Genomic DNA, 16,053 nt, shown 5'->3' on the forward strand with positions numbered 1-16,053 from the left:
CATGAGCACCACCGCGACGACCTACGGAGCGCGCGACCACGCCCGCGCCCAGGCCGGCACCGTGGTCGACACGATGCCGTCGATCCCGGCGAGCACCTGGCCGTCACCGCCGCCCGAGGTCGCCCCCGAGGCGCTGACCTGGGCCGAAACCGTGGCCGGCGGCGGGTACACGCACAAGGTGCTGGCCCGGGGCACGCGGCTGCGGCTGACCGACGTCGACGGCGACGCCTGCGCGCACCTGCTGCTGTTCAACGCCGATCAGCCGTGGGAGCGGCTGAACGTCGCCGACACGGTGAAGGTGCAGTGGAACGCCTACGTCGGCGAGTCGGCGGCGCTGCTGTCCGACCAGGGCCGGGTGCTCGCCACGATCGTCGAGGACGAGAGCGGGCGGCACGACGCCCTCTGCGGGACGTCCACTGTGGACGGCAACACCGAGCGCTACGGCAGCGGCGCCCCCGAAGGCCCCTCCCCCGCCGGACTGCCGCTGTTCACGCTGGCGGCGGCCAAGAACGGCCTGGGGCCGCGGGACCTGGCGCCGAGCCTGTCGTTCTTCCAGGGCGTGCGGGTCCGGCCGGACGGCAGCCTGGAGTTCACCGGCTCCGCCGGCGCCGGCAGCGCGGTCGACCTGCGGATCGAGATCCCGTCGATCGTGCTGCTCGCCAACGTCGCCCACCCGATCGACCCGCGCCCGGACTACACCGTGAGCAACCTCGAAGTCGTCGCCTGGCGCGACCGGCCGACCACCCCGGACAGTCCGGAGTGGACACACACCCCGGAAGCGCAGCGCGCGTTCGAGAACACCGCCGACTACCTGACCGCACGGGGGATCGCATGAGCACGGCGTACGAGTCCCAGCTGGAAGTCAGCGTCGACGTCCCCGCGCGGGCGCCGTATTCGACGGTGCTGCAGCAGGGCCAGGAGCTGGCGATCATCGACCTCGGCGGCAACCAGGCCGTCGACTTCCTCTGCTACGACGCGAACGACACGTCGAGGCGCTACAGCGCGGCCGCGACGATCGCCGCGCAAGGCAACATCTTCCTCACCACCGGCAGTGTCCTGCGCACCCAGGAGGGCGCGCCGCTGCTGACCGTCGTCGCCGACACCTGCGGCCGCCACGACACGATCGGCGGCGCGTGCAGCAAGGAGTCCAACAGCCTCCGCTACGGCCAGCACACCCGCCACCAGCACGCCTGCGTCGAGAACTTCCTCATCGAGGGCGCCAAGTGGGGCCTGGGCAAGCGCGATCTGGTCGGCAACGTCAACTGGTACATGAACGTGCCGGTCGAAGAAGACGGCACGCTCGGCATCGTCGACGGCATCTCCGCGCCGGGACTGGAAGTGCGCCTGCGTGCGGAGACCGACGTGCTGGTCCTCGTGTCGAACTGCCCGCAGATCAACAACCCGTGCAACGGGTTCGACCCGACGCCGGTGCGGATGGTCGTCATCTCCCCGGGAGTCGGCGCGTGAGGCTGCTCGTCGCCAACCGCGGCGAGATCGCGGTCCGGATCCTGCGCAGCGCGAAGGAACTGGGTCTCGAAACCGTCGCGGTGTACTCCGACGCCGATCGCCTCGCTCCGCACGTGCGGCTCGCCGACCGGGCCGTCCGGCTCGGCCCGGCCCCCGCGGCGGAAAGCTACCTGCGGGCCGGCGCGATCATCGCCGCGGCCCTGGAGACCAGCTGCGACGCGATCCACCCCGGTTACGGCTTCCTCTCGGAGGACGCGGCGTTCGCGCGTGCCTGCGAAGACGCCGGGATCGCGTTCGCCGGGCCCGCCCCGGAGCACCTGGAGGTGTTCGGCAGCAAGCACACCGCGCGCGAGGCGGCGATCGCGGCGGGCGTGCCGCTGCTGGCCGGCACCGGCCTGCTGCCCGACGTGGAGGAGGCGCTGGCCCGCGCGGCGGACATCGGCTACCCGGTGATGCTCAAGGCGACCGGCGGCGGTGGCGGGATCGGGATGCGCGCCTGCGCGTCGCCGGCCGAGCTGCGCGCCGCCTGGGACACCGTGCGCAGCGTCGCGGCCAAGAGCTTCGCCAGCTCCGGCGTCTTCCTCGAGCGCCTGGTGACCCGCGCGCGGCACGTCGAGGTCCAGGTGTTCGGCGACGGCTTCGGCGAGGTGCTGGCCCTGGGCACGCGCGACTGCTCACTGCAGCGGCGCAACCAGAAGGTCGTCGAGGAGTGCCCGGCGCCGGACCTGCCCGACGCCGTCCGGGAACACCTGGTGGCGTCCGCCGTCGCGCTGTGCTCGTCGGTGAGGTACCGCTCCGCGGGCACCGTCGAATACGTCTACGACCCCGAACGCGGTGAGGCGGCGTTCCTCGAGGTCAACACGCGGCTGCAGGTCGAGCACCCGGTCACGGAGGCGGTCTACGGCGTCGACCTGGTCGCCTGGATGCTGCGGCTCGCCCAGGGTGACCGCGCGATGTTCCGCGCGATCCCGGTCGCCCGCGGCCACGCCGTCGAAGCGCGCGTGTACGCCGAGGACCCGGGCGCGGGGCACCGGCCGAGCGCGGGTCTCGTCACCCGGGTCACGCTGCCCGCGGACACGCGGGTGGACACCTGGGTCGAGCCGGGCGCGACCGTCACCACGCACTACGACCCGTTGCTGGCCAAGGTGATCTGCACCGGCGCCGACCGCGCCGAGGCGCTGGCGAACCTGCGGGAAGCGCTCGCCGCGACCCGGTTCGACGGGGTGCAGACCAACCTGGGACAGCTGCGCGCGGCGGCCGCCGCGACGGCGTTCGGCACCGCCGCGCACGACACGTCCACTTTGGACGACGTCGAGGACGCCGAGCCGAGGATCGACGTCCTGCGCGGCGGGACGATGACGACCGTGCAGGACTGGCCGGGCCGCACCGGGTTCTGGGCCGTCGGGGTGCCGCCGAGCGGGCCGATGGACGACCGTTCGCTGCGGCTGGGCAACCTCGCGCTCGGCAACCCGGAGGGCGCACCCGGCCTGGAGTGCACTGTGGACGGCGTCGCGCTGCGGTTTTCGCACGCCACCGAGGTGTGCGTCGCCGGCGCGCCGGCGACCGTGCTGGCCGACGGCGCCGAGGTTCCGTTGTGGACACCCGTCGAAGTGCCGGCGGGCGCGACGCTGGACGTCCGGGCGTGCACGGCCGGGCTGCGCAGCTACGTCCTGGTGCGCGGCGGCGTCGACGTGCCGGAGTTCCTCGGCAGCGCGGCGACGTTCACGCTGGGGAAGTTCGGCGGGCACGGCGGCCGCGCGCTGGCCGCCGGGGACGTCCTGCGCCCCGGCCCGGCCCCCGCGGACCCGGTCGTGGGCCCGGTGCCGGCCGCCGACCGGCCGGAGTTCGCTGCCCACTGGACGATCGGCGCGCTCGAAGGACCGCACGCGGCTCCGGAGTTCTTCACCCCGGACGACGTCGACACGTTCTACGCCACGGACTGGCAGGTGCACTTCAACTCGGCGCGCACCGGTGTGCGGCTCGTCGGGCCGCGGCCCGGATGGTCCCGCGCCGACGGCGGCGAAGCGGGCCTGCACCCGTCGAACATCCACGACACGCCGTACGCGATCGGCGCCGTCGACTACACCGGCGACCTGCCGATCCTGCTCGGCCCGGACGGGCCCAGCCTGGGCGGGTTCGTCTGCCCGGCGACGGTCGCCACCGGCGAGCGGTGGAAGCTCGGGCAGCTGCGGCCGGGCGACACCGTGCGGTTCGTGCCGATCGGCACCGATCACGCGGCGGCGCTGCGGACGCGGCCGGTGTCGGCGGTCGAACCGAGCCGGCCCGCACGCGACGACGACGGTGTCCTCGCCCGGCTGTCCGCTTCGGAGGAGGAGCCGTCGGTCACCTACCGCCGCAGCGGCGACGACAACCTGCTCGTCGAGTACGGCGAGATGAAGCTCGACCTCGCGCTGCGGATGCGGGTGCACGCGCTGGCCGAGCGCCTGACAGCCGAAGGCGTGCCGGGGATCGTGGACCTGACGCCGGGTATCCGGTCGCTCCAGGTGCACGTCGACCCGGACGCGCTGCCGGTCGGCAAGGCGCTCGGGCTGGTGCGCGAGCTGGAGCGGGACCTGCCGCCGACGCACGACCTCGTGGTGCCGAGCCGCAGCGTCCGGCTGCCGCTGTCGTGGGACGACCCCGCGACGCGCGAGGCGATCGAGCGGTACATGACCGGCGTGCGCGACGACGCGCCGTGGTGCCCGTGGAACATCGAGTTCATCCGGCGCGTCAACGGTCTGTCCGGTGTGGACGACGTCTACCGGACGGTGTTCGACGCGGAGTACCTCGTCCTCGGCCTCGGCGACGTCTACCTCGGGGCGCCGGTGGCGACGCCGCTGGACCCGCGCCACCGCCTGGTGACGACGAAGTACAACCCGGCGCGGACGTGGACGGCGGAGAACTCCGTCGGCATCGGCGGCGCCTACCTGTGCATCTACGGCATGGAAGGCCCGGGCGGCTACCAGTTCGTCGGGCGGACGGTCCAGGTGTGGAACAGCTGGCGCGGCGGGGACCGGCCGTGGAACCTGCGGTTCTTCGACCGGATCTCCTGGTACCCCGTGTCGGCCGAAGAGCTGCTGGACCTGCGGGCCCGCAGCGCGTCCGGGCAGCTCGAACTCGACACCACCGAAGGCTCCTTCGCCCTGGCGGACTACCAGAAGTTCCTCGCGGACAACGCCGAAAGCATCGCCGGGTTCCGGGCGACGCAGGCGGCGGCGTTCGAAGCGGAGCGGCGGGCGTGGGCGGCGGCGGGCGAGTTCGACCCGAAACCGGAGCCGGTCACCCGGCCGCCGGCCCGGGTCGAGGCGCCGCCGGGCGGGCACGTCGTGGAAGCGCCGTTCGCGGCGACGGTGTGGCGGGTCGACGTCACCGCGGGCGAGCGCGTCGACGACGCGCAGTCTCTGGTGACGCTGGAAGCGATGAAGACCGAGGCGCGGATCCCCGCGCCGGCGAGCGGTGAGGTGGTCGAAGTGCTCGTATCCCCCGGTGATCAGGTGGCGCCCGGCACGCCGCTGGTGGTGCTCGGATGAGCGCGGCCGAGGAGCGGGTGCGGGCCGCGTACCGGCGCATCGAGCAGGTGGACCGGCCGGAGATCTGGATCGACCTGCGGCCGGAAGCCGACGTTCTGGCCGAAGCCGCCGCGCTGGCCGAACACGGCTTGCCGCTGGCCGGGAAACTCGTGGCCGTCAAGGGCAACATCGACGTCGCGGGGCTGCCGACGACGGCGGGCTGCCCGGACTACGCGTACAAGCCGGAAGCCGACGCGCCGGTCGTCGCACGGCTGCGCGCGGCCGGGGCGCTGGTGCTCGGCACGACGAACCTGGACCAGTTCGCGACCGGCCTGGTCGGAACGCGCAGCCCGTACGGCGCGGTCCGCAACGCCGTGGACCCGGCTTACGTGTCCGGCGGATCCAGCTCGGGCTCGGCGGTGGCGGTCGCGCTGGGCATCGTCGATCTGGCGCTGGGCACGGACACCGCGGGCTCGGGGCGGGTGCCGGCGGCGTTCAACGGGATCGTCGGGCTCAAGCCGACTCCGGGCCTCCTGCCGACCGAGGGCGTCGTGCCGGCGTGCGCGAGCATCGACTGCGTGTCGCTGTTCGCGCGGACGGTCGAAGAAGCGTCGTTCGCGCTGACCTGCCTGGCCGAGCCCGCGCAGGTCCACACGGGACGGTTCCGGCTCGGCGTCCCCGCCCCGGACCAGCTGGGCCCCCTGGCTCCCGGCTGGGCGGAGGCGTTCGACGCCGCGGTGTCGGACTACGCCGCGGCGGGTGCCGAAGTGACCACTGTGGACATCTCGGCGTTCCTGGAGGCGGCACGGCTGCTGTACGGCGGCGCGTTCGTCGCCGAGCGGTACACCGCGGTCGGCGAGTTCATCGACGCTCACCCGGACGCCGTCGACCCGGTCGTGCGCTCGATCATCTCGCCGGCCGGGGACATCCGGGCCCACCGGCTGTTCGCCGACCAGGCGGCGCTGGCCGGCCTGCGGGCGGAGGCACTGGCCGCGCTGGCCGGCGTCGACGCAATGCTGGTCCCGACGACGACCGAGCACCCGACTCTGGCGGAGGTGGCGGCGGACCCGGTCGCGGTCAACGCCCGCCTGGGCCGGTTCACCAACTCCACCAACCTGTTCGGGCTGGCGGCGCTGGCCGTCCCGGCGGGCTCGGTGGCCGGGCGCCCGTTCGGCGTGATGTTCCTCGGCGCCCCGCACGACGACCTGAAGCTGGCGGCCTTGGCCGGACTGCGGCGCGCACGCATCCCGATCGTGGTGGTGGGCGCGCACTTGCGGGGTCAGCCCCTGAACCACGAGCTCACGTCCCGCGGCGGCCGGTTCGTGTCCGCGGTTTCGACGGCGGCGTCGTACCGCTTGTACGCACTGGACACGGTGCCGCCGAAGCCGGGCCTGGTGCGGGTCGCGTCCGGCGGCGTTTCGCTGGCCGCGGAGGTCTGGGAGCTGCCGGTCGCGGGGTTCGGCGAGTTCGCGGCGGGAATCCCGGCGCCCCTGGCCATCGGCAAGCTCGAACTGGCGGACGGCACGCGGGTGCCGGGCTTCCTCTGCGAGCCGGAGGCGACGGAGGGAGCGGAGGACATCTCGGCGAAGGGCGGGTGGCTGGCGCACCTCGGCGTCCGGTAAACGGGTTGTGCCGCCGGTCGACACTGAGGTGGTGAACACCCTGCCTTGCGGCCATCCGGGCCGCATCGGCACCTTGCGCCTTTGCCCGCACCTGGTTGTCGAAGAACCTCCCCCGTCCACCCGCTACCTGACCGGCGTGGGCACGCACTACGACCTGGTCTGCGCGCTCTGCACTCCGGCCGCGCTGATCGACGTCTGCGCAAGCTGCGCCGATCGGGCCGACCAGAAGAGCTTTCCCTCGGGCTGGCACGGCGAGCCCGAAGTCCTCCTGCGAGACCGGGAACTCGGCGGTACCTGGTCGGCACGTCCCTGCCCGGTGCGGCCGCTGAACGACGGCTGCCTGGCGCCGATGCCCGGTCACTGGCTCGCGCTGGCCGAGGAGGGCTTCGTCCGGATCACCGGTGACGACCAGTGGCTCGTCGGACCGGTCGAGTTGCCCGAGGAGACCCCCGTGGACATGCGGGACTTCCCGGACCGCCCGCGCCGCGGCCTGCACACCTCGCGCGACGGGCGGTTTGCGGCGGTGGTCCACGAATACGGCCAGTTCGGCACGGTCGTCGATCTCGACGAGTGGGTCACCGTGCTCGACCTCGACCGGGACTGGAACGACAACGAGTTCACCCGGTTCCCGCTGGCCTTCCTCGGCGAAGGAGGGACGGCGAAGGTCGTCGCGGGCACCGACTGGAACCGGCTCGACGTGTTCGCCCTGCCCGGCGGAGAGCTGTTGACCGACCGGGAAACCGCGGCGCCGCCGCACGGGGAGCCGGAACCCGAGCACTACCTCGACTACTTCCAGGGCGCGCTCCACCCGAGCCCGTCGGAACGGTGGCTCGTCACCGACGGCTGGGTCTGGCACCCCATCGGCGCCCCGCAGGCCGTCGACCTCGCCGCCTGGCTGGGCGGGGACCGGCACGCGGCCGAGCAGGCGCGCGGCCTCACCCCCGGCCGCGAGAACGAATGGGACCAGCCGATCGCTTGGCTGGACGACACCACGGTCGCCATCCAGCGCATGGGCGTCTCCTGGCGGCGGATGCTCGACGGCGTCGAGCTCTACGACGCCGCGACCGGGCGCCGCACCGGGATGTTCGCCGGGCCCGCCGGGCGGATGTGGGCCCACGACGGCCTGCTGTACGTCGCCGCCGAAGCCGGGCTCGAGGTCTGGGACCCGGCCGAGGGCGCCCGTATCGGCTTCGCCCCTGGGTTCCACCCCATCGCCCACCGCGACGGCACCTTCGCCGAGCTGCGTAACGATCAGCTGAGAACTTGGGCAACTCCGCGGTAACAAGCCTCACGCTGGGGCACCTCCAGGCCGATTCACGTCAGTGACCCCCGGAGGCGGCCATGACCACGGCGACCACATCCCCGCAGGACACGCTCGTCCACTCGTACCTCTTCCTCCGGCGCGCCATCGGGCTCGTCGGCCTGGCCCTGCCGGTCGTGCTCATCCTCGGCAAGCAGCTCGTCCAGGGCGGGGACCTCATCGGCTCGCTGAGCGGCTACTACTACACCGACCTGCGGGACGTCCTCGTCGGCGCCATGTGCGCTGTCGGGGTGTTCCTCCTCGCCTACTACGGCCACGACTACGTCGACAACGTCGCCAGCACGGTCGCCGGGCTGGGCGCGATCGGGCTGGCGCTCTTCCCGACCACCCCGGACCACGACGTGACGGCCTGGGACCGGACGGCGGGCGTCCTGCACCTCGCCTTCGCGGCGGTGTTCTTCCTCTCCCTCGCCTACTTCTGCCTCCGCCTGTTCCCCCACGACGGCGAGCAGTCTCCGGGCACGAGCGTCGTCTACCGCGTCTGCGGCGGCGCGATCCTCGCCTGCCTGGTGCTGATCGCCCTGGCCAAGTACCTCGCCATCGCGCCGTCGCTGCACCCGGCGCTGTGGCTGGAGGCCGTCGCCGTGGAAGCGTTCGGCGTCGCTTGGCTCATCAAGGGAGGGACGATGAAGCCCAAGAGTGTGCCGTAGCCCACTCGACCGGGCCACACCACTGGTTACCGGTGGGTAACAAGGGCTATCGTGCGGTCAACACCTGTAACAACCGGGGCTCCGCCCCGGGCCGGGGGCTCCGCCACCCGGACCCCCGAAAACTGTCTACTTCATGGAGCATTCGTGGCCGCACCAGCAACGCCGCTCGCGCCGACCGCGCGAGGCGTGCGCAATGTCGCCTTCGTCGAGGGGGTCCGCACCCCCTTCGGCAAGGCCGGCGACAAGGGCATGTACGCCGGGACCCGGGCCGACGACCTGGTCGTCAACGCCATCCGCGAGCTGCTGCGGCGGCACCCCGAACTGCCGCCCGAGCGCGTCGACGAGGTGGCCATCGCCGCCACCACCCAGACCGGCGACCAGGGCCTGACCATCGGCCGCACCGCCGCGCTGCTGGCCGGGCTGCCCAAGTCCGTGCCCGGCTTCGCCATCGACCGCATGTGCGCCGGCGCGATGACGGCCGTCACCACCGCCGCGTCCGGCATCGGCTTCGGCGCCTACGACATCGCCATCGCCGGTGGCGTCGAGCACATGGGCCGCCACCCGATGGGCGAGGGCGTCGACCCGAACCCGCGGATCATCGCCGACAAGCTCGTCGACCCGACCGCGCTCGTGATGGGCCAGACCGCCGAGAACCTGCACGACCGGTTCCCCGCGATCACCAAGCAGCGCACCGACGCCTACGCCGCGCGCAGCCAGGAGCGCTACGCCGAAGCCGTCAAGACCGGCAAGATCGGCCCCGAGCTGGTCCCGGTCGCCACCCGGTCGAAGGAACTCGGCTGGGGTCTCGCGACCGAGGACGAGCCGCCGCGGCCGGGCACCACCGTCGAGCAGCTGGCGAACCTCAAGACGCCGTTCCGCCCGTTCGGCCGGATCACCGCGGGCAACGCGGCCGGCCTCAACGACGGCGCCACCGCGTCCATCCTCGCCGACGAGGAAACCGCCCGCGAGCTGGGCCTGCCGGTCGCCATGCGGCTGGTCGGCTACTCCTTCGCCGGCGTCGAGCCGGAGGTCATGGGCATCGGCCCGGTGCCGGCCACCGAGAAGCTGTTCAAGCGCACCGGCCTGACCATCGACGACATCGGCCTCTTCGAGATCAACGAAGCCTTCGCCGTGCAGGTGCTGGCCTTCCTCGACCACTTCGGCATCGACGACGAAGACCCGCGCGTCAACCAGTGGGGCGGCGCCATCGCCTGCGGCCACCCGCTGGCCTCGTCCGGCGTCCGGCTCATGACGCAGCTGGCCCGCCAGTTCGCCGAGCGGCCCGACGTGCGGTACGGCATGACCACGATGTGCATCGGCATCGGCATGGGCGGCACCGTGATCTGGGAGAACCCGGCCTTCGAGGGGGCGAAGTAAATGACTTTCACCGCTGAAGAAGCGAAGGCCGCCTTCCCGGACGAGGTCGTCACGCACGCCGTGACGCGCCTGGTGAAGGTGCCCGGGCTCGAGAAGCCCGTCGCGCTCATCACGCTCGACAACGGCCACGACCACACCCGGCCGAACACCTTCGGCCCGCAGGGGCTCGTCTCCCTGAACGCCGCGCTGGACAAGGCGTTCGAGGCCGAGCCGGCCGCGATCGCCGTCACCGGCAAGCCGTTCATCTTCGCCGTCGGCGCCGACCTCTCGGGCGTCGAGTCCGTGAGCGACCCGAAGCTGGCGCGCGAGATCGCCCAGACCGGGCACGACGTGTTCCGCCGCCTCACCGAGTCGAAGATCCCGACGTTCGGGTTCGTCAACGGCGCGGTCATGGGCGGCGGCCTGGAGCTGGCGCTGTCCTGCCACTACCGGACGCTGTCGGAGAACACCGCGGCGATCGCGTTCCCCGAGGTCTTCCTCGGCCTCTTCCCGGGCTGGGGCGGCACGCAGCTGCTGCCGAACCTGATCGGCGCGGACGCCGCCGTCACGGTGATCATCGAGAACGCCCTGGCGCAGAACAAGATGCTCAACGTCAAGCAGACGGCCGAGCTCGGCATCGTCGACGCCGTCTTCGGCTCGGCCGACTACCTCGAGCAGTCGCTGCTGTGGCTGGCTCGCGTGGTCAACGGCGAAATCACCCCGGCCCGCCGGGAGATCGACCGCGGCGAGGCGTGGGACGAGGCCATCGCCCGCGCGAAGTCCATTGTGGATGGCCGCACGCACGGCGCGTCGCCGGGCGCCACCAAAGCCGTCGAGCTGCTCGAACTGGCCCGCGAAAACGACCTCGACCGGGGTTACGCGGTCGAGACCGACGGCCTCGCCGAGCTGCTCATGTCCGACGTCCTGCGCGCCGGGCTGTACTCGTTCAACCTGGTCAACAAGCGCGCCAAGCGACCGGCCGGCGCGCCGGACAAGTCGCTGGCCCGCAAGGTGAACAAGGTCGGCATCGTCGGCGCCGGCCTGATGGCCAGCCAGCTCGCGCTGCTGTTCGTGCGCCGCCTCAAGGTGCCGGTCGTGCTGACCGACGTCGACCAAGAGCGCGTCGACAAGGGCGTCGGCTACGTCCACGCCGAGATCGACAAGCTGCTGGCCAAGAAGCGCGTCTCCCCGGACAGCGCCAACCGGCTCAAGGCGCTGGTCTCCGGCTCGCTCGACAAGGCCGCGTTCGCCGACGCCGACTTCGTCATCGAGGCCGTGTTCGAGGAGCTGGGCGTCAAGCAGCAGGTGTTCGCGGAGCTGGAGCAGCACGTCAAGCCCGAGGCGATCCTGGCGACGAACACCTCGTCGCTGTCGATCACCGCGATGGCGTCGAAGCTGCAGCACCCCGAGCGGGTCGTCGGCTTCCACTTCTTCAACCCGGTGGCCGTGCTGCCGCTGCTGGAGATCGTCCGCGGCGAGCGGACCGACGACGCGGCCCTGGCGACGGCGTTCTCGGTCGGCAAGCAGCTGAAGAAGTCCAGCGTGCTGGTGAAGGACGCCTCGGCGTTCGTCGTGAACCGGCTGCTGCTGCGCTTCCTCGGCGAGGTGCTGGTCACCGTCGACGAGGGCACGCCGTTCGAGGTCGCCGACAAGGCCCTGGAACCGCTGGGCCTGCCGATGACGCCGCTGACGTTGATGCAGCTCGTCGGCCCGGCCATCGCGCTGCACGTCGGCGAGACGCTGCACGAGTCCTTCCCGGACCGCTTCACCGTGTCCGACAACCTCGCCAAGTTCGTCAAGGCGGGCAAGAAGGGCGTCTGGATCTGGGACGCCCAGGGCAACGCCTCGGTCGACCCGGAGGTCGCCGAGCTGTGGACGCAGGGCGACAAGCCGTCCACCTCGGAGCAGGTGCGCGAGCGGGCCCTGTCCGCGATCGCCGAGGAGATCCGGATCATGCTCGACGAGGGTGTGGTCGCCGAGGCGCAGGACATCGACCTGTGCCTGATCCTGGGCGCGGGCTGGCCGTTCTGGAACGGCGGCATCACGCCGTACCTGGACCGCTCCGGCGTGTCCGAGCGCGTGAACGGCAAGCCGTTCCTCGCCCCGGGCGTGGCTTCGGTCCCGGCTCGCTAGTATTCGCCCTCTCTCGGGCACTTCGGCGGCGGCGCAGTGAGTTTCAGCTGCGCCGCCGTCGCGTCCGAATCGATCACCGTCACCCGCTCGGCGGTCCGGTAGCGGGCGTGCAGCTCCTGCGCCCACGCCTTCAGGTCGGTACCCGGGACGGCGAGCAGGGAGACCGACGGCGGGTCCACGAACACCCGCCGGACCTTCGGGTCGCCGCGGAAGGACGGCACCGCGGCCCGCATGTCCTCTTCGGACGAATACGTCACGACGACCGCCGCGCAGAGCGTGTGCCCGGCCAGCGGCGCCGGGTTCGGGTCCACCGGCAGCTCGGGCGGCCGGACGAGCGCGGCGATGAAGAACGCGAGCCCGGCACCCGCGGCCAGTGCCAGCGCGATCACCGGCGGCAGCACCCGGGTCAGGGGTTTCTCCTCCACACCGAAGATCACAGCACAGTTGGCCGCCGGGACACCGCCCGTTCACCCCGGCGGCTTAGCGTCCCGCCGTGACCACCGATCGACGCCGGTTCCTCAAGGGCGCCGGCCTTGCGGCCGCCGCCGCGGGCGTGCCCCTCCCGGCTCCCGCTTCCGCCGATTCCGGCCTGAGCCGCCTGTGCGGCCGCTACCAGTGGCTGGTGGGCGACCACCACACGCACAGCCAGTACTCGTACGACGCGATGTACCGGATCGACCAGATCGCCGCCGGCGGGCGGGCGCACGGCGCGGACTGGATCGTCTTCACCGACCACGGCCACGCCGAGCACGAGAAGGTGTCGGTCGAGCCCACCGAGGCCGACTTCCTCGCCGCCCGGCAGAAGTACCCGGACCTGCTGCTGTGGCACGGCATGGAGTGGAACGTCCCGGGCGCCGAGCACGCGACCGTCTTCTTCCAGGCCGGGGACCGGCAGGCGGCGAAGCTGCGTGAGTTCGAGCGGGCCTTCGACTGGCGGCTGACGAACTCGGAGGCGTCGGGCCCGGCGAACGAGGCCCTCGCGCTCCGGGCGTTGCGCTGGCTGGCCGCGGAGGAGCAGGCCCGGCGGATCCACGCCCCGGTCGTGCTGATCAACCACCCGCTGCGCAACGGCCGCGTCGCCCCGCACGAGCTGCGGGCCTACCGCGACGCCGCGCCGGGCATCGTCATCGGCATGGAAGGTGCGCCCGGCGCGCAGGCGGACGGCTTCCCCAAGCCGCTCGGCAACGGCGGCGCGCGCGGCGGCTACGCCAACAGCCCCGGCCCGAACTCGTGGCCGGGCTTCCCGGCCGAGGCGTACCGGACGCACGGCGGCTGGGACTGGGCCACGGCGAAGGTCGGCGGGCTGTGGGACTCGCTGCTCGCCGAGGGGAAGCCGTGGTGGATCACCACGAACTCCGACTCGCACTACAACCGCGGCGACACGCTGGTCCGCCCGGACGTGCCGGGCGACTGGTACGACACGCACGGCAGGTTCCCCGACCCCGTCGACACCGGCACACCGCAGCTGCTCGCGCCGTACGCGGACTTCTACCCGGGCGAGTTCAGCCGCACGTACGTCGGCGTCACGCGGCGGAGTCTCGAAGGCGTCCTCGACGGCCTGCGGGCCGGGCGGATCTGGGGCGTGCACGGCGGTCTGGCGCAGGACCTGCAGGTCGGCGCGTACGGCGGTGGTTCGGCGGCGACGCTGGGCGGGCGCCTGCGGGTGCGGCGGGGATCGGACGTCACGGTCGTGGTGTCGGCCCGGCTGGCATCGCGCCCGAACGGCGGTGGCTCGGTGCCGCGGCTGGCGCGCCTGGACGTCGTCGCGGGCCCGGTCACCGGCCCGGCCGCCGACCGCGACACGATGACGGCACCGGGCACCCGGGTCGTGGAATCGTTCGGGCCGCGCTGGGCGCCGGGGCGGCCGGTCGTGTTCCGGCACACCTTCCGGAACGTCCGGGAACCGTTCTACCTGCGGGTGCGCGGCTCGAACGGCGACACCGAGCCGGCGCCGGACGTCATCGGGCAGGCGAACCCGTTCGAGGACCTGTGGTTGTACGCGAACCCGATTTTCGTGGACGTGTGATCAGCGGGCCGGCTCACGTGATTGCGGGGTCGACACGCGTGATCAGCGGGTCGACACGGCGAACCGCGCTCGATTCGGCGTGTCGTCCCCCCAATCACGCGAGATGACCCCTCAATCACGCGAGTTGACCCTTCGCTCACGCGTCAGTGGGCCGGGAGGTGGACCGTCACGCCGAGGCCGCCGCCCACGATCGGCTCGGCCGAGACCGTTCCGCCGTGCGCCGCCACCGCGGCCCGGACGATCGACAGGCCCAAGCCCGCGCCGTGGCGGGCCGTGCGGGCCACGCCGGCCCGGCGGAACGGCTCGAACAGCTCCGGCACCGCCGCCGGGTCCACCAGGCCGCCCGACGAGCGGACGCGCAGCATCGACCACCGCGGCCCCGGCTGGGTCACGACCTCCAGCCAGCCGCCGTCGACGTTGTGGCGGACGGCGTTCTCCAGCAGGTTGCCCGCGATCCGCTCCAGCAACGCCGGATCGCCGAACGCGGACGCCGGCGGCGTCGTGAACGACGCCCGGATCCCGCGCTCCGCGGCTTCGCGGTGGACCGCGCGCCACGCCCGGTCGACGACCACCGCGAGGTCCACCGGCTCGTGCACGCCGAGCCCGGCGGCGTCGGTGCGGGCCAGCAGCAGCAACGAGTTGACCAGCTGCCCGGCGCGCTCGGTCGCGTCGCGGACCACCCCGCCCATCCGGCGCAGCTCGGCTTCGTCGGCGTCGTCGTCGGACAGGGTGACGTCGAGTTCCGTGCGGATCACCGACAACGGCGTCCGCAGCTCGTGACTCGCGTTGGCGACGAAATGGCGTTGCGCGTCGAACGCGGCCTGGAGCCGGTCGAGCATGTCGTCGAACGTGCTCGCCAGCTCGGCCAGCTCGTCGCGGGAGCGGATTTCGCCGATCCGCTCCCCCATCGATTCGACCGACAGCCGCCGCGCGGTGCCGGTGATCTCGCGCAGCGGCAGCAGCACGCGGGAGGTGAACGTCCAGGCGAGGATCGCCGCGGCCGCGACCACCAGCAGGAACGCGATCGACCCGAACAGCAGCATCCGGTCGCGGGCGTGCACGCGCAGGTGCTCGGCGAGCGTCGAGGCGTCGACCTCGACGCCGTCGACGACCACCGTGCTGCCCGGCGGCATCTGCGGAACGGCGTCGAGCGAGTCCCGCACCAGCGTCCAGGCCAGCCAGAGCAGCAGCAGGCTGACGGCGGCGACCAGCACGGTCGCCAGCAGCGTGATCCGGGCGCGGAGGGTGCGGGTGCCCGGCAGGTTCACGCGCGCGAAGCGCCGGGCTCCGGCACCCGGTACCCGGAGCCGACCACGGTCTCGATGATCCCCGGCTCGCCGAGCTTCTTGCGCAGCGTCATCACGGTGACCCGGACGGTCGTGGTGAACGGGTCGGCGTTCTCGTCCCAGACGCGTTCGAGCAGTTCCTCGCTGCTGACGACGGACCCGGCGGCCTGCAGCAGGACCTCGAGGACGCCGAACTCCTTGCGCGTCAGCTCGACCGGCCCGCTCGCGCGCCGGACGGTGCGTTTGGCCGGATCCAGTTCGACGTCCCCGGCGGTGAGCAGCGGCGGCGCGGCCGGCGTGGCCCGGCGGCCCAGCGCCCGCACCCGCGCGACCAGCTCGGGGAAGGCGAACGGCTTGGCGAGGTAGTCGTCGGCGCCGAGCGACAGCCCGTCGACGCGATCGGACACCGAGCTGCTCGCGGTGAGCATCAGCACCCGGGTCAGCTCCCCGGACGCGACGATCTCCCGGCACAGCTCGTCGCCGGACATCCCGGGCAGGTCCCGGTCCAGCAGCACGACGTCGTACCGGGTGACGGTGGCCTTCTCGTGCCCGTCGTCCCCGGTGAGCGCGACGTCCACCGCCATTCCCTCGCGGCGCAGGCCGCGGGCGATCGCATCGGCCAGGGGTTCTTCGTCCTCGACTACCAAAACTCGCACCAGCCCACAATCCCATATTTTCCTGAG

The 16,053-nt window shown here is 72.6% G+C and carries 12 protein-coding genes; 9 read left to right on the forward strand and 3 right to left on the reverse strand.

What is annotated here, in order from left to right; all coding sequences use genetic code 11:
• Nucleotide 1 precedes the first annotated feature (1 nt).
• The 8 genes from ACFVYA_RS28765 to ACFVYA_RS28800 all read left to right on the forward strand — a co-directional run bounded on the left by ACFVYA_RS28765 (nucleotide 2) and on the right by ACFVYA_RS28800 (nucleotide 12,058).
• A complete protein-coding gene (locus ACFVYA_RS28765; protein WP_387049367.1) occupies nucleotides 2-835 on the forward strand; it encodes an urea amidolyase associated protein UAAP1 in 834 nt (277 codons plus the stop codon).
• Nucleotides 832-1,467 (forward strand): urea amidolyase associated protein UAAP2, encoded by a 636-nt coding sequence (locus ACFVYA_RS28770; RefSeq protein ID WP_387049369.1) that lies wholly within the window; start codon nucleotides 832-834, stop codon nucleotides 1,465-1,467. Before ACFVYA_RS28765 ends, ACFVYA_RS28770 begins: the two co-directional genes overlap by 4 nt.
• Nucleotides 1,464-4,997: an urea carboxylase gene (gene uca / locus ACFVYA_RS28775; RefSeq protein WP_387049371.1), complete on the forward strand. Its 3,534-nt coding sequence runs from the start codon at nucleotides 1,464-1,466 to the stop codon at nucleotides 4,995-4,997. The genes ACFVYA_RS28770 and uca overlap by 4 nt, the downstream gene beginning before the upstream one ends.
• Nucleotides 4,994-6,598, forward strand: a complete 1,605-nt coding sequence (locus tag ACFVYA_RS28780; protein WP_387049372.1) for an allophanate hydrolase — start codon at nucleotides 4,994-4,996, stop codon at nucleotides 6,596-6,598. Before uca ends, ACFVYA_RS28780 begins: the two co-directional genes overlap by 4 nt.
• 31 nt (nucleotides 6,599-6,629) lie before the next feature.
• Nucleotides 6,630-7,880, forward strand: coding sequence for a hypothetical protein (locus ACFVYA_RS28785; protein ID WP_387049374.1), 1,251 nt, complete (start codon nucleotides 6,630-6,632; stop codon nucleotides 7,878-7,880).
• A gap of 59 nt (nucleotides 7,881-7,939) precedes the next feature.
• Nucleotides 7,940-8,569 carry a DUF998 domain-containing protein gene (locus tag ACFVYA_RS28790; RefSeq protein ID WP_387049376.1) on the forward strand — a complete coding sequence of 210 codons (630 nt, stop codon included), beginning with the start codon at nucleotides 7,940-7,942 and terminating at the stop codon, nucleotides 8,567-8,569.
• A gap of 186 nt (nucleotides 8,570-8,755) precedes the next feature.
• Complete coding sequence (locus ACFVYA_RS28795) at nucleotides 8,756-9,946, forward strand: thiolase family protein (RefSeq protein ID WP_285993745.1); 1,191 nt, start codon at nucleotides 8,756-8,758, stop codon at nucleotides 9,944-9,946.
• Nucleotides 9,947-12,058, forward strand: a complete 2,112-nt coding sequence (locus tag ACFVYA_RS28800; protein WP_387049378.1) for a 3-hydroxyacyl-CoA dehydrogenase NAD-binding domain-containing protein — start codon at nucleotides 9,947-9,949, stop codon at nucleotides 12,056-12,058. It abuts the gene before it with no gap.
• On the opposite strand, the gene ACFVYA_RS28805 is transcribed toward ACFVYA_RS28800, so the two are convergent.
• Nucleotides 12,055-12,483 (reverse strand): hypothetical protein, encoded by a 429-nt coding sequence (locus ACFVYA_RS28805; RefSeq protein WP_387049380.1) that lies wholly within the window; start codon nucleotides 12,481-12,483, stop codon nucleotides 12,055-12,057. The two genes, ACFVYA_RS28800 and ACFVYA_RS28805, sit on opposite strands and share 4 nt — an antisense overlap.
• 68 nt (nucleotides 12,484-12,551) lie before the next feature.
• Here ACFVYA_RS28805 and ACFVYA_RS28810 point away from each other — a divergent pair, with 68 nt between their 5' ends.
• A complete protein-coding gene (locus tag ACFVYA_RS28810; RefSeq protein ID WP_387049382.1) occupies nucleotides 12,552-14,084 on the forward strand; it encodes a twin-arginine translocation signal domain-containing protein in 1,533 nt (510 codons plus the stop codon).
• A gap of 143 nt (nucleotides 14,085-14,227) precedes the next feature.
• Here the strand turns inward: ACFVYA_RS28810 and ACFVYA_RS28815 are convergent, their stop codons facing one another.
• Both ACFVYA_RS28815 and ACFVYA_RS28820 read right to left on the reverse strand, forming a co-directional pair.
• Nucleotides 14,228-15,352, reverse strand: coding sequence for a sensor histidine kinase (locus tag ACFVYA_RS28815; RefSeq protein WP_387049384.1), 1,125 nt, complete (start codon nucleotides 15,350-15,352; stop codon nucleotides 14,228-14,230).
• Nucleotides 15,349-16,026 (reverse strand): response regulator transcription factor, encoded by a 678-nt coding sequence (locus ACFVYA_RS28820; RefSeq protein WP_285989894.1) that lies wholly within the window; start codon nucleotides 16,024-16,026, stop codon nucleotides 15,349-15,351. The genes ACFVYA_RS28815 and ACFVYA_RS28820 overlap by 4 nt, the downstream gene beginning before the upstream one ends.
• Nucleotides 16,027-16,053 lie beyond the last annotated feature (27 nt).

Source organism: Amycolatopsis sp. NPDC058278 (genome assembly GCF_042881395.1).
Taxonomy (GTDB): domain Bacteria; phylum Actinomycetota; class Actinomycetes; order Mycobacteriales; family Pseudonocardiaceae; genus Amycolatopsis.

Coding starts and splice junctions, on each gene's coding strand:
- ACFVYA_RS28765 (WP_387049367.1), top strand. CDS start 2: ATGAGCACCACCGCGACGACCTACGGAGCGCGCGACCACGCCCGCGCC.
- ACFVYA_RS28770 (WP_387049369.1), top strand. CDS start 832: ATGAGCACGGCGTACGAGTCCCAGCTGGAAGTCAGCGTCGACGTCCCC.
- ACFVYA_RS28780 (WP_387049372.1), top strand. CDS start 4,994: ATGAGCGCGGCCGAGGAGCGGGTGCGGGCCGCGTACCGGCGCATCGAG.
- ACFVYA_RS28790 (WP_387049376.1), top strand. CDS start 7,940: ATGACCACGGCGACCACATCCCCGCAGGACACGCTCGTCCACTCGTAC.
- ACFVYA_RS28800 (WP_387049378.1), top strand. CDS start 9,947: ATGACTTTCACCGCTGAAGAAGCGAAGGCCGCCTTCCCGGACGAGGTC.